Below are 23,472 nucleotides of genomic sequence, written 5' to 3'. Positions count from 1 at the left end.
TCACCCGACCTCCAGCCACTTTGATCCAACCGCTTGCGGAAAGGCCGTGCCCCGCCGCAGATTGAGGCAGCGATGTACAGGCAGGACGCGCCCATGGCCAGCGGCACCCTCGATTTCTATTACGAGTTCGCTTCGCCCTACTCCTATCTGGCCGCCGCCCGTATCACGGCCTTGGCCGAGCTGGCGGATGTGCAGGTGGTGTGGAAGCCGTTCCTGCTCGGGCCCATCTTCGCGGGACAGGGCTATACGACCTCGCCCTTCAACACCTATCCGCTCAAGGGCGCCCACATGTGGCGGGACCTGGACCGGCTCGCCGTGCTGGCGCGCTTGCCGCCGGTGACCAGGCCAGACCCGTTCCCGGCCAACGGGCTTTTGGCGGCGCGCCTCGCGGTTTATCTCAACGATGCGTGCCGGCCGTCCTTCACCCGAGCGGTGTTCTTCGCGGAGTTCGCACAGGGCCGCGACATTTCGGACCGCGAGACCCTGCGCCAGATCCTGGCCGGGCTCGGCCATTTCTACGGCGATGTCGTCGCCGAGGCGGAGCAGCAGGAGAACAAGGACCGCCTGCGCCACCAGACCGAGGAGGCCAAGCACCGCGGCATCTTCGGCGCCCCGAGCTTCGTGACGGCGGACCGCGAGCTGTTCTGGGGCAACGACCGGCTGGAGATGGCCCTCGACCACGCCCGCAGCCTCGCCAGGGGAAGCCTCGCCAAAGGCAAATGACCGGCGCGCGCCTCGGCGGGCAGGCCGCGCGGCGTCAGCCGCCGTTCTGCTGCGGGGCGGCCTGGGCCGGCGGGCGCTGGAGCAACTCGCCCCAGGCGGAGAAGGCGTCGTTGAAGGCCTGCTCGCCGGCCGGACCCTTTTCGAAGGCCAGAACCGCCTTCTTGTTGTTGGTGTAGGTGATGAGCGCGTCCAGCCACGGATAGGCCTGGAGCAGGGTCACGTTGCGCTGGCGATCGGCCGCCTTCTCGGAGAGGCCAACCAGGAACAGGGTCGGGTTCACCCGCACCGCGAGGCCGGCAAGCGGGGTGCCGAGGGCCTGCTGGTTCGGCTTCATGCGCACCGCGTCCACATTGGAGACGCCGCCAAAGGGGAAGTCGTCCGGCAGTCGGAAGCCGATCTCGATGGTGTGGGAGGCCGGCAGAGTCTGGTCGGTGTTGCGGCGCAGTACGAAGCTCATGTTGATCTTGCGCTCGGGGATGACCACGTCGCCGCGCAGGCCGATGTCGGGGGGCAGGCCGGGACCGGCGTTCACGGTCTCTGTCTTCCACACCACCGTGCCCTCGAACACCTGCGGCTGGGCGCCGCCGGGGGTCTCCTCCAACAGCACCGCGCGGGCGGAACCTCCGCCGGTCCGGGGGGGCGCGGTCGGGGCGCGCCGGGCGGCGTCGCCCGAGGAGCGCACCACCCGGTCGGCGATCTTGGGTTGGTCGCTGGACCCGGACGCGGTCGGCGCGGCGGCGCGCTGCTCAGCGGTGCCGCCCAGGAACATGTCGCGATACACCACCGCGAAGGCGATGCCGCCCAGTACCAGCAGGGCGAGCGCCAGCCACAGGGCGAATTTCTTCCACGAGGGGCCGCCCTCCCCATTGGCGGGGCGGCGGGCGCCGCTGGCGGCGGCGACACGGCTGCGCACCTCGCCGCGTCCGCGCACCGGCGGGCGGCTGTCGGCTTCGTCGTCCTCCTCCTCGCTGCGCTGGCGGGGCGGGAGGCGGCGCTCGGCGCGGCCGTTGGGTTCGGGGGCGGCGGGCGCCGTTGGCAGCGGCGCGGCCGGAGCCGGCGGGCGCGGAGTCTCCTTTGCCGCAACGGGGGCGGCGGGTGGGGCCGGCTCGTCCGGCTCGTCCGTGTCTTCGTCCTCGGCGGTGTTCCTGGGAGCGGGGGCCTCGTTGTCTTCCGCCTCGTCGGCGATGGTGTCGGCTGAATTGTCCTGCTGGGCGTAATCGGCCTCAAGCCGGCGGATGGCCTCCTCGAGGCTCATGCGCTCGCGGGTGATCTCGCCTTCGGGCAAGGGCGGGTCCACCCCCCGCAACTGCCGCATGAGGGCCGTGCGGGCGCGGTCATAGACCGCGCGCCGACCCTCCCCGGTCTTCTGGGGCAGGCTCGAAATCGCGCGGACCAGCAGCGGGTAGTAGTCAGCCATGAGAGACGTGCGCTTCGCCTTGAGCCGTTAGGGCGGCATTTTGTGACCAAAGGTCACGCAAGACGCCCTATCGCATTTATATGCCGCATTTCCTCGATGCGAACCGGAGTTCGCGCCGCGTGAAAATGCTCCGGACCCGCGTCACGCCCGAAGATCAGGCCTGAAACGGATTGTGGACCAGAATGGTATCATCGCGCTCCGGGCTGGTGGAGAGCACGGCCACCGGACAGCCGATGAGCTCCTCCACCCGTCGCACATACTTGACCGCTTCCGCCGGCAGGTCCGCCCACGAGCGGGCGCCGGCGGTGGAATCCTGCCAGCCTTCCATGGTCTCGTAGATGGGCTCGGCGCGCGCCTGCGCCCCGCTCTCCGCCGGCAGGTAGTCGATTTCCTTACCGTCAACCCTGTAGCCCACGCATACCTTCAGTTCGGTAAACCCGTCCAGCACGTCGAGCTTGGTGAGGGCGATGCCATGGATGCCGCAGGTGCGCACCGTCTGGCGCACCAGCACCGCGTCGAACCAGCCGCAGCGGCGGGCGCGGCCGGTGACGACGCCAAACTCGCGGCCCTTGCTGCCCAGGGTCTGGCCAACTTCATCGGTCAGCTCGGTGGGGAAAGGGCCTTCGCCCACGCGGGTGGTGTAGGCCTTGGTGATGCCGAGCACGTAATCCAGCGCGCCCGGGCCGATGCCGGTGCCGCTCGCCGCCGATCCCGCCACCGTGTTGGACGAGGTGACGTAGGGATAGGTGCCATGGTCGATGTCGAGCAGCGCGCCCTGCGCGCCCTCGAACAGGATCTTCTTGCCGTCGCGCCGGGCCTTGTCGAGCAGCTCCCACACCCGGTCCATGAAGGGCAGGACCTTGGGGGCGATGGCGAGCAGCTCGGCCACCAGGGCGTCGCGGTTCACCTCTTCCATGCCGAGACCGCGGCGGATGAGGTTGTGATGGGTCAGCAGCCGATCCACCTTGGCCGGCAGGCTGGTCGGATCGGACAGGTCCACGAGGCGGATGGCGCGGCGGCCCACCTTGTCCTCATAGGCCGGGCCGATGCCGCGCTTGGTGGTGCCGATGCGCGCACCCTCGGCGGTGGCGCTCTCGCGCAGGGCGTCCAGCTCGCGGTGCAGCGGCAGGATGAGCGGAACGGTTTCGGCGATGCGCAGCCGGTCGGGACCGATCTCGACCCCCTGGGCGGCGAGGCGGGCGAGTTCGTCCACCAGCGCCTGTGGGTCCAGCACCACGCCGTTGCCGATCACGGAGAGCTTGCCGCCGCGCACCACGCCTGAGGGCAGGAGGGAGAGCTTGTAGGTGACACCGCCGACGACCAGCGTATGGCCCGCATTGTGGCCGCCCTGGAAGCGGACCACCACGTCCGCCTGCTCCGACAGCCAATCGACGATCTTACCCTTGCCTTCGTCGCCCCATTGGGAGCCGACTACCACCACGTTGGCCACCTTAAGGCGCCTCCCGGTCCGGCGCGGGTGCATCGCAACGCACGCGCGCACAAAGGAAAGCCCCGGCTCAGGTCCGGGGCGTTACCCGAGCGTCTTAAGGGATCGGCGCTGGCGAGGCAAGGTAAACGAGGCGCGGCGAACGCTGTGAAGGCGCGGCATGGCAAAGCCGTTGGCGCGGGGGCATGGTTCGTGCTCTATCTGGCGCGATGAAACCGCCCTCCCGCGCCCAAAAGCCCGCCCGCCGCCCCGGTTCAGGACCCGCCCCGGCTCCTGGGAAGCCGGCTCCTGGGAAACCTGCTCCTGGGAAACCGGCCGCCGCGACGCCCGGCCTTGCCGCCCGCATCCTCGCCGTGGACGGCCTTGAGCAGGTGCTGCGCCACGGTGCCGCGCTCGAGGATGCCCTCGACGCCGATGTCGCCCTCGACCCGCGCGACCGGGCGCTCGCCTACCGCATCCTCGCCACCAGCCTGCGCCGCATCGGCACCCTGCGCTCCCTCATCGCCAAGCTGATGGAGCGCGGCCTGCCGAAATCGGCGCCGCGGCTGGAATCCGTGCTGCTGGCCGGGGCGACGCAGATCCTGTTCATGGACGTGCCCAACCACGCCGCCGTGGGCCTGTGCGTGGACGTGGCCCGCGCCGACCGCAACACCGCCGGGTTCGCCGGTCTGGTGAATGCGGTGCTGCGCCGCCTCACCCGCGAGGCGGACGCGCTGATGGTGGGCATCAGCCCCGATTTCGCCGACACGCCGGAATGGATGGGCCAGCGCTGGATCAAGGCCTATGGCCTGGAGACCACCCGCGCCATCGCCGCCATGCATAAGGTGGAGCCGCCCCTCGACATCACCGTGAAGGCCGACCCGGCGCTCTGGGCCGAGCGCCTGTCGGGCGAGGTGCTGCCCACCGGCTCGGTGCGCGTCCTTCAGGCCGGCCCCGTGCGCGCTCTGCCGGGCTTCGCCGAGGGCGACTGGTGGGTGCAAGACGCCGCCGCCGCCTTGCCGGCCCGGCTCTTGGGCAATGTGAACGGACTCAAGGTGGCGGACCTGTGCGCCGCGCCGGGCGGCAAGACGGCGCAGCTTGCTGCGGCGGGGGCCATCGTCACCGCCGTGGATCGCTCGTCGTCCCGCCTCACCCGGCTGAAGGAAAACCTGGAGCGGCTGAAGCTCTCCGCCCAGGTGGTGGCCGGGGATGCGGCGGACTTTGCCGGCGGCCCGTTCGATGCGGTGCTGCTGGACGCGCCGTGCTCGGCCACCGGGACCCTGCGCCGGCATCCGGACATCGCCGTCAACAAGCGGCCGGGAGATCTTGTCACCCTTGCCGCCCTCCAGGCCCGGCTGATCGCCCATGCGGCGGACCTGCTGAAGCCCGGCGGCACGCTGGTCTATTCCACCTGCTCGCTGGAGCCGGAAGAGGGCGAACAGCAGGTGGAGAGGCTTCTGGCGGCCCGCAGCGACCTTATCCGCGCACCAATCGTGCCCGGAGAGGTGGAAGGCATCGATCCGTTCATAACTCCTCAAGGGGATGTGCGCACTCTTCCCAGTCACTGGATGCGGGGGGAGGCGGAGCGGTCGGGTCTCGACGGCTTCTTCGCCGCCCGGCTGAAGCGCCGGGCCTGAGGTCTCAGGCCCACGCGGCTCGACCGGCCTTCCCATCCGTTGCGAATCAGTCGGTGAAGACGAGCGCATGCGGATTTGGAATGGAGCGGCGGGCCCCCTTCAGGCCGTGGCCAGAGGCTACCTGGCCAAAGGCTTCCTGGCCAAGGGTCTCGCCCCGTTGGCGGGGAGATCCGTGAGCCGAAGCGGCCTCAAAGAGCGCACGCGCCTGATGGCCCTCCTCGCGGAGCTGTGGTCGCAGCAGGTGCTTGCGCGCCTCGGCGGCCGCACCATGGCGCTCGGCTACGTGCCGGTGCCGGTGCCCGAGCGGCTGCTCATCGCCCCCCAGGACCTGCGCACCGGCGACGCGACGCTGGCGAGCGAAATCTATTCCGGGCGCTTTGCCTTCGCCGGCAAGGTGATGCTGCTGGACGGGCGCACCCCGTTCGAGCTGGTGCCGCCCTCTGTGGAATGGGCCGAGGCGCTGCACGGCTTCGGCTGGCTCCGGCACCTGAAGGCCGCCGGCACCACCATCGCGCGCGCCAATGCCCGCTCCCTGGTGGGCGATTTCATGCGCGATCCCGGCAAGGCCCGGGCGGTGGCGGCGCGGCCCGATGTGGCGGCGCGGCGTATCATCTCCTGGCTCACCCAGGCGACGTTCCTGCTGCAGGACGCCGACCACGATTTCTACCGCCGCTTCATGCGCTCGCTGGCCCGGCAGGTGCGCCAGCTGCGTCGCATGGCCAATGACGCGCCGGACGGCCAGCCGCGCCTTTTGGCCATCACCGCCCTCGTCTTCGCCGGCCTGTGCATGTCGGATCAGGGCCGGCTGCTGAAGGCGGCGGACAAGCGTCTCTCCGAGGAGCTGGACCGCCAGATCCTGCCCGACGGCGGCCCGCTCACCCGCAATCCCGGCATGCTCATCGAGCTGCTGCTGGATCTTCTGCCGCTGCGCCAGGCCTTCACCGCGCGCAACCAGCCGGCGCCCCCCGCGCTGATGAACGCGGTGGACCGGATGATGCCCATGCTGCGCTTCTTCCGGCACGGCGACGGGGCCTTCGCCCATTTCCACGGCATGGGACACACGGCGGCGGACCAGCTCGCCACCATCCTCGCCTTCGACGACGCCCGCGGCGCGCCGGTGGCGAACGCGCCCTATTCCGGCTACCAGCGGCTCGATGCCCGCACCCTCATGGTGATCGCCGACACCGGCCCGCCGCCCCCCGCCATGGCGAGCTGGGAGGCCCATGCCAGCTGCCTGGCCTTCGAATTCTCGTCCGGCCGGCACCGCATCGTCATCAATTGCGGGGTGCCGGAGGTGCATCGGGAGATGTGGCGGCAGGTGGCGCGCTCCACGGCGGCCCATTCCACCGCCGTCATCGCCGACACCTCGTCCTGCCGCTTCCTGCAGGGCGGTTCCATGACGCGCATCTTCGGTGCGCCCATTGTCTCCGGGCCGAAGCACGTGGAGGTGCAGCGCGGCACTCGCAACAACGCCCTGCTGCTGCGCGCCAGCCACGATGGCTATGCCGAGCCGTTCGGCCTCATCCACCAGCGCTCGTTCCGCCTGGCCATGGAAGGCAACCGGCTGGACGGCGAGGATGTGTTCAAGGCCGCCGAGGAGGGCGCGAAGCTCCCGGCGGAGACCTTCGCCATCCGCTTCCACCTGCACCCGTCCGTGACCGTCGAGCGGCTGGACGATCCCCACACCGCCCTGCTCAGCCTGCCCAACGGCGAGGCCTGGGCCTTCGCCGCGCCCCACGTGCCTTTGGGGGTGGAGGAAAGTGTGGACCTCGCCGCCGCCGGCGGCCCGCGCCGCACCGCGCAGCTGGTGCTGTCGGGCGAGGTGGTGCGCACGCCGCGCGTCATCTGGACCTTCGTGCGCACCCGCGAGGCCCAGAGCGTGCCGCCGGGCCGACCGAGCGGGCGGGGGTAGGGCGGGAGATCGCCGCAGCTGCTCCCTCTCCCGCTTGCGGGGGAGGGGTAACATCGTTCCCGGCCGGGGCAGCGGGCTGCCAAATCGCGACAACACCACAGACCGCCGGCTCCCCCCTTCACCCCGCCGGCGCCGCTCCCCCGACGAGGCGGCCGTCGAGGGCGGGTTCCAGCACCGGGGCGAGGCGGGGCTTGCGGGCGGGGATGGGGCGGTAAAGCTGCTTGGTCGCCTCCACCACCAGCGCCCCCGAGAACGGCAGGGACAGCCGGGCGCCGACCCGCTCCCAGGCCACCGCCGTGCGCAGGAACCAGCGGCTCGGCGGCGCGTACAGTGCCTCGTTCCAGCCCACGGGGGTGAACAGGGCCTGCCGCAGCAGCGTCACTACCTGCCCGCGGGAGAACGGGCGGCCATGGCCGAAGGGCGTGGTGTCGATCTGCGCCCAGACGCCGCGCCGGTTGGGCACCACGGCCAGCAGCCGCCCGCCGGGGGCCAGCACCCGCCACACCTCGTTGAGCATCTCGGCGGCGTTGGGGGTCATCTCCAGGGCATGCACCGCCACCACCCGATCCATGCTGGCGGTGGGAAACGGCAGCAGGGTCTCGTCGGCCAGCGTGGCCAGCGTTGGCGCGGCGGAGGGCCAGCGCACCACCCCCTGCGCCGCCGGCATCACCGCGAGGCAGCGCTCGGCCTCCTCACGGAACACGCCGAGATAGGGCGTCGCATAGCCGAGGCCGAGCACCCGCATACTGGTGACGTTGTCGAAGCGCGCGCGGATGGCCCGCCCCAGCAGGCGCCGTGTCATGATGCCGAGGGGCTGGGCGTAGAAATTGCGCAGGTCGACGACGTCGAGAAACATGGATCCCCTTCTTCCGGCCGCCACCGGTCTGCCGAACGCGGGGTGTGCACACCCCGCCGGCCGCTCTTCCGCTCGGCGGTTTAATAGAGGATCATGCCGGCCGCGTCCGCAACCCATTCGGACGTCCAGTCGAACAGCGTTCCGCTCGCGCTCCGGAGACTCCAGACCGTGTCAGCCGAAATCCGCCTCGTCCCGTGCCTTTCCGACAATTATGCCGTCCTCATCCACGATCCGGTCACCGAGGCGACCGCCGTGGTGGACGTGCCCGAGGCGACACCGGTGATCGCGGCCCTGGAAAAAGAGGGCTGGACCCTCACCCACATCCTCGTCACCCATCACCACGCTGATCACACCCAGGGCATCCTCGCGGTGAAGGCGCGCTTCGGCGCCACCGTGGTGGGCCCGAAATCCGAGGCCGACCAGATCCCCGGCCTCGACGTGGCGGTGGTGGATGGCGATCCGGTGGCGGTGGGCTCGCTGGTGGGCCGGGTGCTGGAGACCCCGGGGCACACCGTCGGCCCCGCCACCTACCTGTTCGAGGGCGAAAAGCTGCTGTTCTCCGGGGATACCCTGTTCACGCTCGGCTGCGGACGGCCGCTGGAATGTGAGCCGCCGGTGCTGTGGGAGTCGCTCCAGCGTCTGCGGGCGCTCCCTGAGGATCTTCAGGTCTACAGCGGCCACGAATACACCCTCGCCAACGCCCGCTTCGCCGCCACGGTGGACCCGGACAATGCCACCCTCATCCGCCTCTATGGCGACGCGCAGAGGAAGCGGGATGCCGGCGCCCCCACCATCCCCTCGCGGCTGGGCGACGAGCTGGCCGCCAACCCCTTCCTGCGCGCGGACGATCCCGCCATGGCGGAGCGTCTCGGCATGGTGGGGGCGGAGCCGGCCCTCGTCTTCACCGAGCTGCGGCTGCGCAAGAACGCCTTCAAGGGCTGACCGGTGACTGATGCGCTCAATGGGCTGACCGCCGAGGAGGTGGTCACCCTGCTTCAGCTCCAGCCGCACCCGGAGGGCGGGCATTTCCGCGAGACGTTCCGGGATGCGCCTGCGGGCCGGGATGTTGCGGGCCGGGATGCTGCGGGTGAAGCGCGCGGCGCCTCCACCGCCATCTATTTTCTGCTGAAGGCGGGCCAGCGCTCCCGCTGGCATCGGGTGGATGCGGCCGAGGTCTGGCACTGGCATGCCGGCGCGCCGCTGACGCTCGCCATCGCCGATGGTGACGGACGGCGCGAGGTGGCGCTGGGGCCGGATCTCAAGGGGGGAGAGCGGCCGCAGGCGGTGGTGCCGCCGTTGGCGTGGCAGGCAGCGGAAAGCCGGGGGGCCTGGACGCTGGTGGGCTGCACCGTGGCGCCCGCCTTCTTGTTCGAGGGCTTCGAGCTGGCCCCGCCCGGCTGGGAGCCGGACTGAAGCTCGCGCGATACAGTTCGCGCAAGACGCGCGGGTTTCGGAGGCCGGCTCGTCCCGTCGATGACCCGGAGCAAAACCCCGGCGCGCGCAGACCGGCGACAGCCGGTCTGATGTCACTTATCCGGTGGCCACCTAGCCGATGCTGCGGGCGGCCGACATGGCGATGGCGTCGCCTTCCACCACGTCCGCCGTGTTTTCCGCGCCCATGAGCACGAGCAGCTTGGCGCGGGCGCGGTTCACCCGGCTCTTGATGGTGCCGAGCGCGCAGCCGCAGACCGCCGCCGCTTCCTCATAGGAGAGCCCCGCCGCCCCCACCAGGACCAGCGCCTCGCGCTGGTCGTCGGGCAGCTTGGCGAGGGCCTCCTTCAGGGAGGAGAGGGTGGCCGACCATTCCTGGCTGGGGCCGATATTGGTGTCCTGCTGGGCCAAGGCGCTCATGCCGTCATTCTCGCGGCGGCGCTTGCGGATCTCGGTGTAATAGGTGTTGCGCAGGATGGTGAACAGCCAGGCGCGCAGGTTCGTGCCCGGATCGAACTTGTCCATGTTGGACAAGGCCTTGAGCAGCGTTTCCTGGACCAGATCGTCAGCTTCCGTGCGATTGCGCGTCAGCGACCGCGCGAAGGCGCGCAGCGCCGGAAGGAATTCGAGCACCTGCGTGCGCAGGGCGGCGGCGTCCATCTCTCGACGACCCCTTTCCGGGAGATCCCTTTCGCGATCCGCGAGCAAGTCCATTCGGCGGCCTATCTTTCGGGCGAGTCGGGTGGGCAACTCGGGGTGTGGCAAAAGCGGCGATCGGTCACGTTGCGCGATCTTCTTAACGGCTACCCGCGGTTGTAGCGCGCCGGCCACAGGCTCCCGGGCAGGAAAAACGTGCTCGCATGGTGTCGCCCTCCCCAAATCAGGTTGCCCGACCGGCGCTTGCCGAACGGGATGTCGGCCGTGGAACGGTGCCGACAGCGACCTTGCCCGCAAGCGTGGCGGGTCGCGTTCAGTCAACGTCGCCGGGGGCCTGCCGGTTCCATCCCCGGCGTCGGTATCCGGCGGCGGTGTTCAGGAGGTGCCGCCGGTGGGAGGGGTGCCGCCCGACTGGCTGCTCTTCTGCCCGCCCTTCTGCCCGGCCTGCGAGGCCAAAGTACGGTCGCGCGAGAAGCTGCGATGCTCGTCGGCGACGCTCTGGCCGCCCTTGCGTCCGGCTTCCGCCGCCAGAGCGCGGTTCTGGAAGAAGCTGCGCTTTTCGGCGGGGACGCTCTCGCCGCCCTTGCGGGCGATGGCTTTCTGCTTCTCCGCGTCCATGGCGGCGAACCCGCGTTGCGACGTGCCCTTGGTTCGAGCCTTGTCCATGTGCTCTCGCTCCTGCCAATGGGAAACGTATCGCCACGGCGATACCCCTGGAGCCGGATCCGAGGGGTGTTCGGCGAATCCGTCTCCCGATCCAAAACACCGCATTGCCCGGTCGGCTCGATGCGCAGGCCGGTCAGCGCGTGCTCCTAGGACAACGAGCCAGAGCGGCTCCGGTTCCGATAACCGGAGCCACTGGATGAAATTCGCCGGCGGGGGCGCCGGCTGCGGGGTCGTTTCATAAACGGAGTCAAGGCATTGAGGGCCGATGGAGGCGCCCGTCCGGGGTTCGATTGTGAGCGGCGGAGCCCGCGATCGAGCCGGCGCGCGGTCCGATGGTGCATCTGTGCGGTCCTGCAACCGGTTTCACCGGAGCGCACCGGGGGGCGGCCCGCGCCGCGCGCCCCTCAATCGACCCGGGCGGCGGCCTTGGGCGCTGAGTTCGGGCGGCAGGGGAAGTCGCCGGCCACCACCATGGCGCCGCTCGGCTCGTCCCGGCGGCTGAGGCTGCCACCGAGCTGGGCGGCGAAGCCGGCGGCGAGGTCGAGGGGCATGCCGTTTTCGCCCCAGCGTCCGGCGCCGCTGCGCAGGGCGAGGTGCAGGCGTTCGCCGCTGCGGCTCCCGCTCAGCACCAGGGGGGCAGGGGAGGTGCCTGGCGGCAGGCCGAGGTTCAGCACCACTTCCACCACCATGAGGGCCAGCGGCACCGCCATGTCGGTGGGCAAAGGCGCATCCTGCGCCTCCACCGTGATGCGCACGCTGGCGTCGGTGCTGCCCTCGATCAGGGAGGCCAGTTCACCGAGCAGCTCGCGCAGGTGTACCTGCGAGCCGTCATTGGCCTCGTAGAGGATGCGATGCACCAGGGCGAGGGTGTTCACCCGAAGCCGCAGCTGGTCGAAGCGGCGGCGGTCCTCGCTCTTGCCGATCCCAGATCCGTAGAGGCTGAGCAGGCTCACCACCACCTGGAGGCTGTTCTTGATGCGGTGGTGGATCTCGCGCACCAGCGCGGTCTTCTCGGCCAGGTTCTCGCGCAGGCGGGCGTCGCGGTGGCGTACGGCGAAGGCCATGTTCTCCACCGAATGGCCGAGCACGCGGAATTCCGAGGGCGCCGCATCGAGCCGGGTCGGGCGGAAGCCGTAGTGGCCCTGGGCGTAGACCGCCGTCACCCGGCGCAGATAGAGCAGCCAGCGCAAGATGATGCGGTCCACCGCCACCCACAGGGCGATGAGCGACAGGATGATGATGAGCGCCGGCAGGGCGATGCTCGCCGCCACCGTCACGAAGGTCCAGCCGAACAGCCGGTCGGAGGGCATGGCGAAGGCGACGGTGAGCCCATCGCGGCCCAGGGGCGCGGTGGCGAAGGTCCAGCTCTCGCCGGCCGGGTCGGTGCTTTCGTGGAGGCTGCTGGGCAGGTCGCGCCCCGCAGTGCGGAACAGGTCGCGCTGGAACAAAGCGGCGCTCATGGTCCGGGCGTTGGACACCAGCTCCTGGCCGCGGCTGGAGAACAGGGCGACGATGCCGACGGAGGGCGGGGTCTGCTGCCTCAGCAGGGTGTCGAGCCAGCTGACGTCGATGCCGAGGGCGATGGCGCCTTCCAGCCGTCCGGCGGCGTCGCGCAGGGGCAGGATGCCCACCAGCACATCCAGATTGGCGCCGGGGCTGCGCGCCGGCCCCACCAGGCTGAAGCCGGTCTTGGCGATGGCCTCCCGCCACCAGGGCTCCTCGCCCACCGAGCGGCCGGGGAAGGGCAGCGCCGCGCAGGTCACCGCGCCGCTGGCATCAAGCACGCCGATATTGGCGGCGAAGGGCAGGCTTATGGTCGCCCCCCGCAAGGTGGCGGTGCAGGTGGCGCCCGCGTGGCGCACTTCCTCCACGTTCTTGAGGGCATAGAGCACGTTTTCGGTGGAGGCGAAGATGTTCTGCTGGGTGCCCGCCGCTGCGACGGCCTGTTGGAGCAGGCGCTGGCGCGCGTCTTCCTCCGCGTTGGAGAGCTGCGCCAGGCCCTGGACGATATTGAGCACGGCGATGGGTGCCAGGGCGAGGAGCACGACCAGGAGCAGGCGGCGCCGGACGCTGTCGAAGAGGGTCCGTGGCTGCCCGATTGCCGAGGCAAATATGGCGCTGCGCTCCTTGTGACGTGCCCGTGCAGCCTCCGCCTTGCCCAAATCCATGATCGCTCCGCATGGACCGCGGGTGCTCCGACCGACCGGAATCCCGCGCCTGCGCCTCTTTTTGACGAGCCCTGGCCGAAACCGGCAACTCGCCCCTTAAGCTCGCCTGCGCACGCAGTATAATGCCCTGCGCGGTCCGAGGTTCCCAAGGCGCGGGAACTTCATGCGCTTCGCAGGCGTTACGTGGGTTTGACAGCTGTCGCTTCAGCTTGCCGTCCGGCGTCTGGCAAAATCTGGGTTCTGCACGTTTCGGCGTTGCGGAAGCTGGGTTTCATCGGGCGGTCCTGGCAAGCCGGCCGGCTGGTCCGGACACCGGATTTCAACACGTCAGTTCCAAGGGATTTGGCATGGCATTGAACTCGCTCGTCAAGCAGCTTCCGTTCCTGCGGCGCTATACGCGGGCGCTTGTGGGCTCGCAGTCGGCCGGCGATCTCCTCGTGCAGAACACGCTCCAGGCCATCCTGGATCGCAAGGTGGCGGTGGATTCCGCCGTCTCGCCCCGCGTCGCGCTCTACAAGGCGTTCCACGAGGTGTGGAACCGCCAGCCGCAGGGCGGCGCGGTGCCCTCGCGCGCCGACCAGCGCCTCCAGGCCATGGACCTGTCCTCCCGCGTGGCGCTGCTTCTGACCGCCATGGAGGGCTTCTCCTTCGCCGAGACCGCCAACATCCTCGGCACCTCCCTCGACGAGGTGGAGGCCCAGGTGGTGGCGGCGCAGCGCGAGATCGACCGACAGATCGCCACCCGCGTCCTCATCATCGAGGACGAATGGGTCATCGCCCTCGACCTCAAGACCCTGGTCACCGAGCTGGGCCACGAGGTCATCGGTGTCGCCCCCACCCATTCCAAGGCGGTGGAGCTGGCGAAGGCGGGCAATTTCGGCCTGGTTCTGGCCGACATCCAGCTCGCCGACGGCTCCTCGGGCATCGAGGCGGTGACCGAGATCCTGGAGAGCTTCAACGTGCCGGTGATCTTCATCACCGCCTTCCCCGACCGCCTGCTCACCGGCGAGCGGCCGGAGCCGACCTATCTCATCACCAAGCCGTTCCTCACCGAGACGGTGAAGGCCACCATCGCCCAGGCGCTGTTCTTCCACGAGGCGAAGGCCGAGCCCGAGAACCTCAAGGCGAAGAGTGCCTGAAGGGGCCGGTTCCGCTGGAACCAGCGGGCCGCTAGAATCGTCTCTATAGGGAAGGGTGCGGCCGGCATGTCCGGCCCCGCCTGTCATCTCACCGCGACTTGCGGCTCCCGAATTGCGGCGCCCGACCGCCCGCCGGGGCGGCTGTTCGTGCGGTCCGGTTCGCGACCTACGGTTCGTGACCCCTTCATCATCCGAGTTCACCCGTGGAGGAACCATATGGCCCAGAAGCCCGAGATCGTGAGCACCACCGCCGAGCCGAGCCTGAGCGACGTCCGCGCCGACCTCGACCAGCTGCGGGCGGATTTCGCCCAGTTGATCGACACCCTCGGCAAGACCGCCAAGCACGGCGTCAAGGGCGCCAAGGGCGAGGCCTCGAATGCCGCCGAGGACGTGACCGACTGGGCCGAGGGTCAGTTTCTGACCCTGCGCGAGAGCATCCGCGAGCAGCCCATCACCGCCTGCGCCATCGCCGCCGGCGTCGGCGTCATCCTGGGACAGATCCTGCTGCGGCGGTGAGCCGGCCCTTCAGCCCGATCCGGCGCCCCCCGCCGACGGGCGCGCCGGCCCGAGGAGAGCCGGGCCCGGCGCTGGGGTTCGCCCAACAGTTTGCTAAGAGTGCGCCGCGGGCGCTTCCATATGGGCGCGGGCGGTGCCCGCGCCCTCACTCGTTTTCGATGTCGAAGCCGAGCTTGCGCAGGCCATTGCGCAGGGTGGCGCCGTCATAGGGCTTGCCCATCAGCGCGATCCGGGGCGAGGCGCCGAATTCGCCTTCCAGCTCCTGGGTGCCGTAGCCGGTGGCGATGATCACCGGCAGGCCGGGCGCGATGGCGCCGAGCCGGCGCACCACCTCGTCGCCGCGCATGTCCGGCAGACCCACATCCACCACCGCCAGCACCAGGGCATTGCGCGACAGGTCGGCCACCGCCGCCTCCGCATGGGCAAGCGCGGCGTGGCCGTGGGACGCCACCGTGACCTCGAAGCCGTGATCCTCCAGGATCTGCCGCGCCACCATGGCGACGAACGGCTCGTCCTCCACCAGGAGAACGGTGCCGCGGTTTCCCGGAGCCTCCAGCACGTCCGTCACCTTCGCGACCAGTTCAGCCTGGGTGAACGGCTTGGTCAGGAGGCGCACCCCGTGGTCCAGCCGTCCATAATGAATCGCGGCATTCTTCGCCTGCCAGGTTGAAAATAGCACCCTTACCGTGGTGAGCCGCCGCCGCACCTCGTCGGCCAGATGGCGCCCGTCCATGTGGTGCGCGTCCATGGGGCCGCCGTCCCCGTCGGGCTCATCCGGCCCGGCGCCGAGGCGCAGGTCGGTGAACAGCAGGTCGGGCGCGGCCCCCGCCTCCAGCGCCGCGAGGGCGCTGGCGGCGTCGGCGGCTTCCACCACCGTGTGACCGGCCGCGCGCAGGGTGGCGGTCGAGAGCGCGCGGAGCGCTGCGTCACGCTCCACCAGCAGCACGCTGGCGGCGCCGGCGCCGCGCGGGCGATGGGCGTGGGGCGGCACCGGCTCGCTTGCCACGTCGTTGGGGTGGCGCGGCAGGTAGAGCTTCACCGTGGTGCCGGCGCCGGGGGCGCTGTAGATCATCACGTGGCCGCCGGACTGCTTGACGAAGCCATAGACCTGGCTGAGGCCGAGCCCGGTACCCTCGCGCGGGCCCTTGGTGGTGAAGAAGGGCTCGAACGCCCGCGCCCGCACCTCCTCGGCCATGCCGGTGCCGGTGTCGCTCACCACCACCGCCACATATTGCCCCGGCTCCAGGTCCTCGTGGGCGGCGCAATAGGCTTCGTCCAGATAGGCGTTGGCGGTCTCGATGGTCAGCGTGCCGCCGAAGGGCATGGCATCGCGGCCGTTGACCCCCAGGTTGAGGATCGCATTCTCCAGCTGGTTGTGGTCGATCTCGGCGCGCCATAGCCCTCCGGCCAGCACGGTCTCCACCGTCACCCGCTCGCCCAAAGCGCTGCGCAGCATGTCGGACATGCCGGTGATCAGCTTGTTGATGTCGGTGGGGCGCGGATCCAGCGGCTGGCGGCGGGAGAAGGCGAGCAATTGCTGGGTCAGGGTCGCGGCCCGAAGCGCGCCCTGGCGGCCATAGTCGAGGAAGCGGCGGATCTCGGCGGCGTCGGTGTTGGCCTCGTCCTTGGACACGCGCCGCTCGGCCGCCTCCAGGTTGCCGATGATGACGGTGAGCAGATTGTTGAAATCGTGGGCGATGCCGCCGGTGAGCTGGCCCACCGCCTCCATCTTCTGGGCCTGGCGCAACTGCGCCTCGGCCTTCAGGCGGTCCTCCATCTCCTGCTTGAGCAGAGCGTTGGCCTGGGCCAGCTCCACGGTGCGGGCGCCGGCGAGGCGCTCCAGGTCCTCATTGGTGCGGGCGAGGGCCTCGCGGGCGGCGACGATCTCGGAAATATCGGTGCAACTGCCGTACCAGCGGTCGATTCGCCCGTCGTCGTCGCGCACCGGGACCGCGCGGCACAGGAACCAGCGATAGCTGCCGTCGCCGGCGCGGAACCGGCATTCGCGCGAATAGGGCGCCCCCGAGGAGAGCGAGCCCTTCCACGCATCGAGCGCCGCCCCCTGGTCTTCCGGATGGAGATGCGTATGCCATTCCGACACCTCGCCGGGGGGAGGGGTGACGCCGGTATATTCGCTCCAGCGGCGGTTGTAGTAATCGCCCTTGCCGTCGGGCGTGGCGGTCCAGACCATCTTGGGCAGGGCCTCGGCGAGCAGGCGATAGCGTTGCTCGCTGCCGGCCAGGGCCTTTTCGGCGGTCTTGCGCCCGGTGATCTCGGTGACGATCATGCCCACGAGGCTGATGGCCTCGGGCTCCTGGTCGATGGCCTCGCCGCTTGAGGGGCTTTCGCCCGTTTCGCTTTTCGCCGTGCTCCGGCCAGCGGGCGCGCCCTTCGTGCGCACCGGGAAAAAGCTCACCAGGAAGTGACGCCACACGCCCGGTGCCGCCGGGGTGGCGCCTTCCACCTCCACGTCGGCGAGGACGGTGCCGGTGGCGCGCACCTGTTCCAGTCCGGGGGTGATGGCGTTGGAGAGCTGGGGCAGCATGTCGACGAGGGAGCGGCCCACATGCTCGCCGGCGGGAATGCCCACCATCCGCGCCAACGTCTCGTTGACCCGCATGAAGCGCAACCGGCGGTCGAAGAAGGCGAAGCCAACTGGAGCGTGCTGCAGCAGGGCTTCCAGCGTCGCCACCACCGTGTTCTGCTCGGTCACCGCCGTCAGCAGCGCGCCGTGGGTGGCGTTCAGGCGCCGAACGCTCACCCGCATCAAGGTGCCGATCAGCCACAGGCCCAGGGCGTTCACCGTAAAGGAGAACAGGCCGGCCACCGCGCCGAAGCTACCCTCGGCGGGGCCGCCCAGATTGCTGCCCAGACTGCTCCACGCGCTGGCTGGCAGCAGCGCGCCATTGGCGAGGACCAGCGCGACCACGGCGACAAAGCCCACCCGCGCGCCGCTGATCAGCGTTACCACGACCACGGCGGGCAGCTGGAACAGGAACGGCGCCAGCTCCCGCAGCGAGAGACTGAGCCCGTAGCGCAGCCCGAACGCCGCCGCCAGAACCACCGATGCGAAGCCCAGACGTGAGGCGAGCGTGCGCGGCTCTGAAATGACTTTGAGGAAAAGGCCGGCAAGGCCCCGGCTGGACAGGTTCATCCATGCTCCTGCAGCGAACGGGTCGCCACAATGCCCCTGATCGGGCGACAGATTCAACCTTCGAGCCGCCGCAAGGGTTTCGCGGCGGGTGATCAAGGATGCGGCGCCCTGAGACGATGGAGCACCGTCGTCGTCCAGCTTGACCGGACGGGCCCATGTCAGAGGCCGGGACAATGCGGCGGGGATGACGCGGCGAGGGCTTGGAAAGCGGCGAGACGGCCCCTCCGGTCAAGCCGGAGGGCAACGCGTGGGAAGCGCCGGCCTGCTCCCTCTCCCGCGTGCGGGGGCGGGATGGGGAGGGGGCACGGTGCCGGGGCAGAACGCCGGCGGCGGGTTGGCGGACGGGTTCAGCCCCTCTCCCTGCCTTCCCCGCAAGCGGGAGAGGTTTTTCAGCCGGCCCGGCCGGAGCATTGGATTTCCAAACTGAGACACCACCGGGCGCTGGCCCGAGAAGCCTCGGCCTTCAAAAGAAAACGGGAGCCTCCGGCTCCCGTCTCCCCGCCCGGACATCCGCTGCCGGAAGACCGGCGCTGCGGGATGCCCGGTGTTCAGCCGCCTGATCAGCGGGTGGCGGGCGGCGTGGTGGCGGGACGGGTCGGCGTCACGCTGCCGGTGGTGGCCGGCGCCGCCTCATACTTGGCGAATTCCGGCGCCGCCTTCAGCTCGTCCTTGGTCTTGCGCAGCACCAGGCGGTTTTTGCCGTCAGCGTTGCGGGTCACCTCCACCGCCTGGAACGGCACCGCGACATCCTTCTGGCCGACACCCAGGAAGCCGCCCACGCCGATCACCGCGGCCGTCACGGTGCCCGTGCGGTCGAGGACCAGATCATTGATCTCGCCCAGGTTCTCGTCGGCGCCGCCGTAGACGTTCATGCCGATGAGGTTGGACGCCAGATGCTGGTCGGCGCGCTGCTGCTGGATAAAGGCCGAATGGCCCGAGGTCCCACCCGGCGTCATCGGGGTGGTGGCGGCCGGGGTGTTGGGCATTGCCGGCGGAACCGTGGTCTGGGCCATGGCGGTGGTGGACAGAAGAATGGTCGCCGCAGCGGCGTAAATCGGCATCTTGTTCATGATTTTCTCCTCGCAGAAGTTGCGGATGCACGAATGGCTCAGGTCGAGGTGATCAGGACAGAAGCTTCACCGAAATTTCAGGAAACCTCTGCGCTCGTGATCCGGACACTGAACAATCATCCGTCTCAATTTTATGGACAGACGAAGACGTTCATCTTCGGTCTGCTGCAGGGTAAACTCTGCGCACGGGGAGGGGTTCCAACCTTAATTTGGGGTGGTGGCCGGCGCCGCTCCGATGCCCCGATGCACCGGTGTCACCGCGCGCGCCGCTCTTGCGCGGCGAAAGGCGGCATGGCACAGCCGGATCAGCCCCGACCAAGGACTGAAGGCGCATGTTCCGCACCCTCTCCGACTTCATCACCGACATCACCGGCGGCGCCCGCGAGGCGGCTGCTTTCGACGAGAACGACTATCGTCTGGCTGCGGCCGCCCTGCTGGTGCACGTGATGTCCATCGACGGGGCGGTGACGGTGGAGGAGCAGGCTGTGCTGCGCACCATCCTCGCCAACCGCTTCGGGCTCGACGAGAAGGAGAGCGAGGCCCTGGTCGAGCTTGCCATTGCCAAGGATGCCGAGGCGGTGGATCTTTATGCCTTCACCAGCGTGCTGAATCGCGCGCTGGACGACGAGGGTCGCCGCCGCATCGTGGAGATGATGTTCGAGGTCGCCTATGCCGATGGCGGCCTGAGCGAATTCGAGGACAACCTCGTGTGGCGCGCGGCCGAACTTCTGAACGTCGGCTCGCGCGATCGCATCCGCATTCGCCGCGAGGTCCGGGAGGAGACGGAAACAGGCGGTGAGCAACCCGAATAGCTCTGGCAAAGGCTTCGTGCCGGCAGGTCTGGAACCGACCGGTCTGGAGCCGGAGGGGCGCACGGATCGCTCCACCCCGGCGGGCGGGCCGCCCGCAGCCGGCACCGTTCTGGTGGTGCTCCATCAGGCGCGCTCCACCCCCGGCCGCATCGGCGAACGCCTCGCGCGGCGCGGCTATGCCCTTGATGTCCGCCGCCCGGCCCTGGGCGATGCCTTGCCGGAGCGCCTCGACGGCCATGACGGGGTGGTGGTGTTCGGCGGCCCCATGAGCGCCAACGACCCGACCCCCTTCATCACGGAAGAGATCCGCCTTCTGGAGCGGGCCTTGGCCTGCGCCACCCCCAGCCTCGGCGTCTGCCTTGGCGCGCAGCTCATGGCCAAGGCCCTCGGCGCCCGCGTCGCCCCCCATGAGGAAGGCGCCTGCGAGATCGGCTATTACCCATTGGAAGCCACCACGGCCGGCGCCGCCCTGATGCCGTGGCCGAGCCATGTCTATCACTGGCACTCGGAGGGCTTCGACCTGCCGGCGGGGGCGGAACTGCTGGCCACCGGATCGGCCTTCCCCAACCAGGCCTTCCGCTATGGCGGCACCGCCTATGGCCTCCAGTTCCATCCCGAGGTGACGCGGGAGATGATGTGCGCCTGGACCGAGCGCGGCGCCCACCGCCTCACCAGTCCCGGCGCCCAGCCTCGCGAGGCGCACCTCGACGGCTGGGGGCGCTATGACGGGGCGGTGTGCCGCTGGCTCGATGCCTTCCTCGACGCGTTCCTCGGGCCGCGCCGTGGATCGGGCCTCGTGCCGGGCGGGCAAACCGAACCGAACTCGGCCTGAACAGGGCCGATGGTGACGAACCTCCCGATATGGCGCCGGGGGCCGCACGACTGTCATCCACATGGGGTATGGTAGCGTAGCGATGCTGTTTCCGCCGGCCCGGCGGCGCTGATCTGGAGATCCACCATGGATGCCCGCACGCCCGCCGCCGCCATAGCCGGCATCGGCTATTCCATCCGCGCCTCCGCGCCGGAGTTCGAGGACCTGCCCGCGAAGCTCGACGAGGCCGAGGCACTAGGCGTTGATTTTGTTGAGCTTCCCGCCTTTGCCTGGACGCTGGTGGTGGATGGGCGGGTGCTGGAGGACCGGCTCGAGCGGCTGGTCGCCATGACCCAGGATCGGCCCTTCGGCTACACGGTCCACGGGCCGCTGGCCATCAATCTCATGTCCCCCAAGGCCCGCCTGCCCCGCCACGAAGCGCTGCTGGATGCCATGATCGCCATCTCCGGCGCCCTGGGGGCGGTCAACCTCGTCCTCCACACCGGCTGCGTGCGCGGCGACGACGATGTGGACGTGGCCTATTCCCGCCAGCGCGACGCCCTCGCCCGGGCCGGCGACAAGGCGGGAGAAGTGGGCGTAACCCTTTGCGTTGAAAATATCTTCCGCTTCGAGCCCATGCGCGAGACGGCCTTGCCCTCGCGCCTTGCCGGTGAGCTGGACGCCTTGGATCACCCCCATGTGCGCGCCACTCTGGATGTGAGCCACGCCCTGCTCCGCACCACCGAGGCTCGGGTGGATTTCCTAAACGAGATCAGTGTTTTGGCCCCCTTTTGCCGGCACGTCCACGTGCATGACAGCTTCGGCCGGCCGCTGGAAAGCTGGACCATGGACGAGGCCGAGCGCCTGGCTCTGGGCGAAGGCGACCTGCACCTGCCGGTGGGCTGGGGCGCCATCAAATGGGACGACGTGGCCGCCCGCTGCCGCTTCGCCCCCGGCACTGTGGTGAACCTGGAGCTGCATCGCCGCTACTGGAGCGAGCTGCCCGCGCAGATCCCGGTGGTCCGCGCCCTCGCCGCCCGCTTCGCGGCGACCGCCGGCGTCCCGGCCTGAGGCGGCCTCTGCGCCGGGCGCGGAGAATGCGCGTCAAAACAAAGGGCTAGGGCGTTTCGTGATCCGTTGGGCCGCGAAACGTCCTATCTTGTTGTTTTAACGCAATTTCGGACGTGAAAGCGTTTCACACATGCGCTGAAATTGCTCTAGCTTGGCGCCGGGAGGATCGCCGCCATGCACAGAGCCGAAGAGCCATTAGCTGCCGCGCCGAAAGCCAAAACGATTGCATCCACGGCCCCCATCCTGGCCCCTGTCCACCCAAGCCGCCGCCTGATCTCCCCCAGCCTCGCAGCCTTGCTCGCCCGCTACAGCGTCTTCATCGCGCTGGTGGCCGGCGCCCTCCTGAGCCTGGTCCTGTCCTTCACGGACCAAGTGGCGTGGCTGATCGTGTTCTGTGTGCTGTTCCCGCTGGTTTTGGTGGGGGTATTCGACATCACCCAGTCCGAGCACTCGCTGCTGCGCAACTATCCGGTCATCGGCTCGGCGCGCTGGGTGTTCGAGGCGCTGCGGCCCTATCTGCGCCAGTATCTCATGGAGGACGACCTCTCCGAGCGCCCGTTCAACCGTGATGAGCGCTCCATCGTCTATGCCCGGGCCAAGAATGAGGAAGACCGCCAGCCTTTCGGCACCGAGCTGGACACCTATTCTGCCGAATATGAGTGGATGACCCATTCCCTCGCCCCGGAGCCGGTGGCCCATGAGCCGTTCCGCGTGAGCGTGGGCGGGCCGGCCTGTGCGAAGCCTTATTCCGCCTCTGTTCTCAATATCTCGGCCATGAGCTTCGGCTCGCTGGGACGCAATGCCATCGAGGCGCTCAATCTCGGCGCCAAGACCGGCGGCTTTTACCACGACACCGGGGAGGGCGGATTCTCGCCCTATCACCGCATCCATGGCGGCGACATCGTGTGGGAGCTGGGCTCGGGCTATTTCGGCGCCCGCAACCGCGACGGCACCTTCTCCCCCGAGCGCTTCGCCGACCGCGCCGCCGACCCCCAGGTGAAGATGGTGGAGATCAAGCTCTCCCAAGGGGCCAAGCCCGGCCATGGGGGTGTCCTGCCCGCCGCCAAGGTGACCCCGGAGATCGCCGAGACCCGTGGCATCCCCATGGGCGAGGATTGCATCTCCCCCGCCCGCCATTCCGCCTTCTCCACGCCGGTGCAGATGATGGAATTCGTCGCCCGGTTGCGCGATCTGTCGGGCGGCAAGCCGGTGGGGCTCAAGCTGTGCGTGGGGCATCCCAGCGAGGTGTTCGCCCTTGCCAAGGCCATGCTGAAAACCGGCATCCGGCCGGATTTCATTGTGGTGGACGGTGCCGAGGGCGGCACCGGCGCGGCGCCGCCGGAGCTGGCCGACCATCTCGGCATGCCGCTGCGCGAAGGCCTCATCCTCATGCGCAACGCTTTGGTAGGCACCGGGCTGCGGCGCGAGGTGCGGCTTGCCGCCTCGGGCAAGGTCACCTCCGGCTTCTCCATGGCGGCGAACATGGCCATCGGCGCCGACTGGTGCAACGCGGCCCGCGCCTTCATGTTCTCGCTGGGCTGCGTCATGTCCATGCGCTGCCACACCGGCGCCTGTCCCACTGGAGTCACCACCAACGATCCCCATCTTCAGCGCGGCCTGGTGGTGCCGGAGAAGGCGGAGCGCGTGGAGAGCTTCCACCGCCACACTGTCCATGCGCTGGCGGAGCTGGTGGCGGCCGCCGGTCTCTCCCACCCCGGCGAGCTGCTGCCGCACCATGTGTGGCACCGGGTGAGCCCCATCGAGGTGAAGCCGCTGGACCGGCTCTATCCGTTCCTTGCCGCCGGTGCGCTGCTGGAGGCGCCGGACGAGACATTCTATGGCGCCGACTGGCAGGCCGCGGATGCGGACAGCTTCGCCCCCCGTGCCGCCGTGGGACCGCGCCGGGCGGCATGACGTTCGGTGCGTTGCGACCGGCGCCGTCTTGCGGGAATGGGACTTGCCTCCCATATCCGGTCGGTCGGGGTGCCGTAAGGGCCCCGGCGGGC

At 69.6% G+C, this 23,472-nt stretch carries 19 protein-coding genes; 11 read left to right on the top strand and 8 right to left on the bottom strand.

Translation table 11 applies throughout. The features are described 5' to 3' along the window. Window positions 1-93 precede the first annotated feature (93 nt). On the top strand, window positions 94-723 hold the full coding sequence (locus FBQ73_RS21385; RefSeq protein ID WP_138401501.1) for a 2-hydroxychromene-2-carboxylate isomerase: 630 nt from the start codon (window positions 94-96) through the stop codon (window positions 721-723). A 34-nt stretch (window positions 724-757) separates the two neighbouring features. Here FBQ73_RS21385 and FBQ73_RS22975 read toward each other — a convergent pair whose 3' ends face one another. Then, window positions 758-2,140, bottom strand: coding sequence for a hypothetical protein (locus FBQ73_RS22975; protein ID WP_210236856.1), 1,383 nt, complete (start codon window positions 2,138-2,140; stop codon window positions 758-760). A gap of 154 nt (window positions 2,141-2,294) precedes the next feature. Beyond that, window positions 2,295-3,590 carry an adenylosuccinate synthase gene (locus tag FBQ73_RS21375; RefSeq protein ID WP_138401500.1) on the bottom strand — a complete coding sequence of 432 codons (1,296 nt, stop codon included), beginning with the start codon at window positions 3,588-3,590 and terminating at the stop codon, window positions 2,295-2,297. Window positions 3,591-3,772: 182 nt separating this feature from the next. Between FBQ73_RS21375 and FBQ73_RS21370 the strand changes: the two genes are divergently transcribed. Both FBQ73_RS21370 and FBQ73_RS21365 read left to right on the top strand, forming a co-directional pair. Beyond that, window positions 3,773-5,203, top strand: coding sequence for an RsmB/NOP family class I SAM-dependent RNA methyltransferase (locus FBQ73_RS21370; RefSeq protein ID WP_246089852.1), 1,431 nt, complete (start codon window positions 3,773-3,775; stop codon window positions 5,201-5,203). Window positions 5,204-5,411: 208 nt separating this feature from the next. Next, window positions 5,412-7,115 carry a heparinase II/III family protein gene (locus tag FBQ73_RS21365; RefSeq protein WP_170219014.1) on the top strand — a complete coding sequence of 568 codons (1,704 nt, stop codon included), beginning with the start codon at window positions 5,412-5,414 and terminating at the stop codon, window positions 7,113-7,115. A 118-nt stretch (window positions 7,116-7,233) separates the two neighbouring features. On the opposite strand, the gene FBQ73_RS21360 is transcribed toward FBQ73_RS21365, so the two are convergent. Continuing rightward, a complete protein-coding gene (locus FBQ73_RS21360) occupies window positions 7,234-7,971 on the bottom strand; it encodes a class I SAM-dependent methyltransferase (RefSeq protein WP_138401498.1) in 738 nt (245 codons plus the stop codon). 168 nt (window positions 7,972-8,139) lie between these two features. Between FBQ73_RS21360 and gloB the strand changes: the two genes are divergently transcribed. After that, the gene (gene gloB, locus FBQ73_RS21355) at window positions 8,140-8,913 is read left to right on the top strand and encodes a hydroxyacylglutathione hydrolase (protein WP_138401497.1); all 774 of its coding nucleotides are present in this window, start codon (window positions 8,140-8,142) and stop codon (window positions 8,911-8,913) included. 3 nt (window positions 8,914-8,916) lie between these two features. Then, the gene (locus FBQ73_RS21350) at window positions 8,917-9,384 is read left to right on the top strand and encodes a cupin domain-containing protein (protein WP_138401496.1); all 468 of its coding nucleotides are present in this window, start codon (window positions 8,917-8,919) and stop codon (window positions 9,382-9,384) included. 132 nt (window positions 9,385-9,516) lie between these two features. Here the strand turns inward: FBQ73_RS21350 and FBQ73_RS21345 are convergent, their stop codons facing one another. From FBQ73_RS21345 to FBQ73_RS21335, 3 genes are all read right to left on the bottom strand, one after another. Then, window positions 9,517-10,062 (bottom strand): sigma-70 family RNA polymerase sigma factor, encoded by a 546-nt coding sequence (locus FBQ73_RS21345; RefSeq protein WP_138401495.1) that lies wholly within the window; start codon window positions 10,060-10,062, stop codon window positions 9,517-9,519. A gap of 372 nt (window positions 10,063-10,434) precedes the next feature. Beyond that, window positions 10,435-10,725, bottom strand: a complete 291-nt coding sequence (locus FBQ73_RS21340; RefSeq protein WP_138401494.1) for a con-10 family general stress protein — start codon at window positions 10,723-10,725, stop codon at window positions 10,435-10,437. Between the two features lie 404 nt (window positions 10,726-11,129). Next, the gene (locus FBQ73_RS21335) at window positions 11,130-12,893 is read right to left on the bottom strand and encodes a sensor histidine kinase (protein WP_138401493.1); all 1,764 of its coding nucleotides are present in this window, start codon (window positions 12,891-12,893) and stop codon (window positions 11,130-11,132) included. A gap of 347 nt (window positions 12,894-13,240) precedes the next feature. Between FBQ73_RS21335 and FBQ73_RS21330 the strand changes: the two genes are divergently transcribed. Continuing rightward, window positions 13,241-14,032 (top strand): response regulator, encoded by a 792-nt coding sequence (locus FBQ73_RS21330; protein WP_138401492.1) that lies wholly within the window; start codon window positions 13,241-13,243, stop codon window positions 14,030-14,032. Window positions 14,033-14,248: 216 nt separating this feature from the next. Beyond that, window positions 14,249-14,548, top strand: coding sequence for a DUF883 family protein (locus FBQ73_RS21325; RefSeq protein WP_138401491.1), 300 nt, complete (start codon window positions 14,249-14,251; stop codon window positions 14,546-14,548). Between the two features lie 145 nt (window positions 14,549-14,693). Here the strand turns inward: FBQ73_RS21325 and FBQ73_RS21320 are convergent, their stop codons facing one another. Then, window positions 14,694-17,702 carry a PAS domain-containing protein gene (locus FBQ73_RS21320; RefSeq protein WP_138401490.1) on the bottom strand — a complete coding sequence of 1,003 codons (3,009 nt, stop codon included), beginning with the start codon at window positions 17,700-17,702 and terminating at the stop codon, window positions 14,694-14,696. 560 nt (window positions 17,703-18,262) lie between these two features. Beyond that, a complete protein-coding gene (locus FBQ73_RS21315) occupies window positions 18,263-18,772 on the bottom strand; it encodes a PRC-barrel domain-containing protein (protein ID WP_138401489.1) in 510 nt (169 codons plus the stop codon). A 332-nt stretch (window positions 18,773-19,104) separates the two neighbouring features. Here FBQ73_RS21315 and FBQ73_RS21310 point away from each other — a divergent pair, with 332 nt between their 5' ends. The 4 genes from FBQ73_RS21310 to FBQ73_RS21295 all read left to right on the top strand — a co-directional run bounded on the left by FBQ73_RS21310 (window position 19,105) and on the right by FBQ73_RS21295 (window position 23,380). Further along, window positions 19,105-19,584 (top strand): tellurite resistance TerB family protein, encoded by a 480-nt coding sequence (locus FBQ73_RS21310; protein WP_138401488.1) that lies wholly within the window; start codon window positions 19,105-19,107, stop codon window positions 19,582-19,584. Next, window positions 19,568-20,416 carry a glutamine amidotransferase gene (locus FBQ73_RS21305; RefSeq protein ID WP_210236855.1) on the top strand — a complete coding sequence of 283 codons (849 nt, stop codon included), beginning with the start codon at window positions 19,568-19,570 and terminating at the stop codon, window positions 20,414-20,416. The genes FBQ73_RS21310 and FBQ73_RS21305 overlap by 17 nt, the downstream gene beginning before the upstream one ends. Before the next feature lie 126 nt (window positions 20,417-20,542). Beyond that, window positions 20,543-21,466, top strand: coding sequence for a sugar phosphate isomerase/epimerase family protein (locus tag FBQ73_RS21300; protein WP_138401487.1), 924 nt, complete (start codon window positions 20,543-20,545; stop codon window positions 21,464-21,466). A gap of 174 nt (window positions 21,467-21,640) precedes the next feature. Then, window positions 21,641-23,380, top strand: a complete 1,740-nt coding sequence (locus tag FBQ73_RS21295) for an FMN-binding glutamate synthase family protein (protein WP_138401486.1) — start codon at window positions 21,641-21,643, stop codon at window positions 23,378-23,380. The last annotated feature ends 92 nt before the right edge of the window (window positions 23,381-23,472 follow it).

It is taken from the genome of Xanthobacter autotrophicus, from assembly GCF_005871085.1.
In the GTDB taxonomy this organism is placed as follows: Bacteria; Pseudomonadota; Alphaproteobacteria; order Rhizobiales; family Xanthobacteraceae; genus Xanthobacter; species Xanthobacter autotrophicus.
This window is presented reverse-complemented; position numbering and strand designations above follow the sequence as displayed.

Excerpts from the sequence above, each read along its gene's own strand:
- FBQ73_RS21365 (WP_170219014.1), top strand. The coding sequence starts at position 5,412 with ATGGCCCTCCTCGCGGAGCTGTGGTCGCAGCAGGTGCTTGCGCGCCTC.
- FBQ73_RS21340 (WP_138401494.1), bottom strand. The coding sequence starts at position 10,725 with ATGGACAAGGCTCGAACCAAGGGCACGTCGCAACGCGGGTTCGCCGCC.
- FBQ73_RS22975 (WP_210236856.1), bottom strand. The coding sequence starts at position 2,140 with ATGGCTGACTACTACCCGCTGCTGGTCCGCGCGATTTCGAGCCTGCCC.
- FBQ73_RS21310 (WP_138401488.1), top strand. The coding sequence starts at position 19,105 with ATGTTCCGCACCCTCTCCGACTTCATCACCGACATCACCGGCGGCGCC.
- FBQ73_RS21295 (WP_138401486.1), top strand. The coding sequence starts at position 21,641 with ATGCACAGAGCCGAAGAGCCATTAGCTGCCGCGCCGAAAGCCAAAACG.
- FBQ73_RS21370 (WP_246089852.1), top strand. The coding sequence starts at position 3,773 with ATGGTTCGTGCTCTATCTGGCGCGATGAAACCGCCCTCCCGCGCCCAA.
- FBQ73_RS21300 (WP_138401487.1), top strand. The coding sequence starts at position 20,543 with ATGGATGCCCGCACGCCCGCCGCCGCCATAGCCGGCATCGGCTATTCC.
- FBQ73_RS21325 (WP_138401491.1), top strand. The coding sequence starts at position 14,249 with ATGGCCCAGAAGCCCGAGATCGTGAGCACCACCGCCGAGCCGAGCCTG.
- FBQ73_RS21360 (WP_138401498.1), bottom strand. The coding sequence starts at position 7,971 with ATGTTTCTCGACGTCGTCGACCTGCGCAATTTCTACGCCCAGCCCCTC.
- FBQ73_RS21320 (WP_138401490.1), bottom strand. The coding sequence starts at position 17,702 with ATGAACCTGTCCAGCCGGGGCCTTGCCGGCCTTTTCCTCAAAGTCATT.
- FBQ73_RS21315 (WP_138401489.1), bottom strand. The coding sequence starts at position 18,772 with ATGAACAAGATGCCGATTTACGCCGCTGCGGCGACCATTCTTCTGTCC.
- FBQ73_RS21335 (WP_138401493.1), bottom strand. The coding sequence starts at position 12,893 with ATGGATTTGGGCAAGGCGGAGGCTGCACGGGCACGTCACAAGGAGCGC.
- FBQ73_RS21385 (WP_138401501.1), top strand. The coding sequence starts at position 94 with ATGGCCAGCGGCACCCTCGATTTCTATTACGAGTTCGCTTCGCCCTAC.
- FBQ73_RS21345 (WP_138401495.1), bottom strand. The coding sequence starts at position 10,062 with ATGGACGCCGCCGCCCTGCGCACGCAGGTGCTCGAATTCCTTCCGGCG.
- FBQ73_RS21330 (WP_138401492.1), top strand. The coding sequence starts at position 13,241 with ATGGCATTGAACTCGCTCGTCAAGCAGCTTCCGTTCCTGCGGCGCTAT.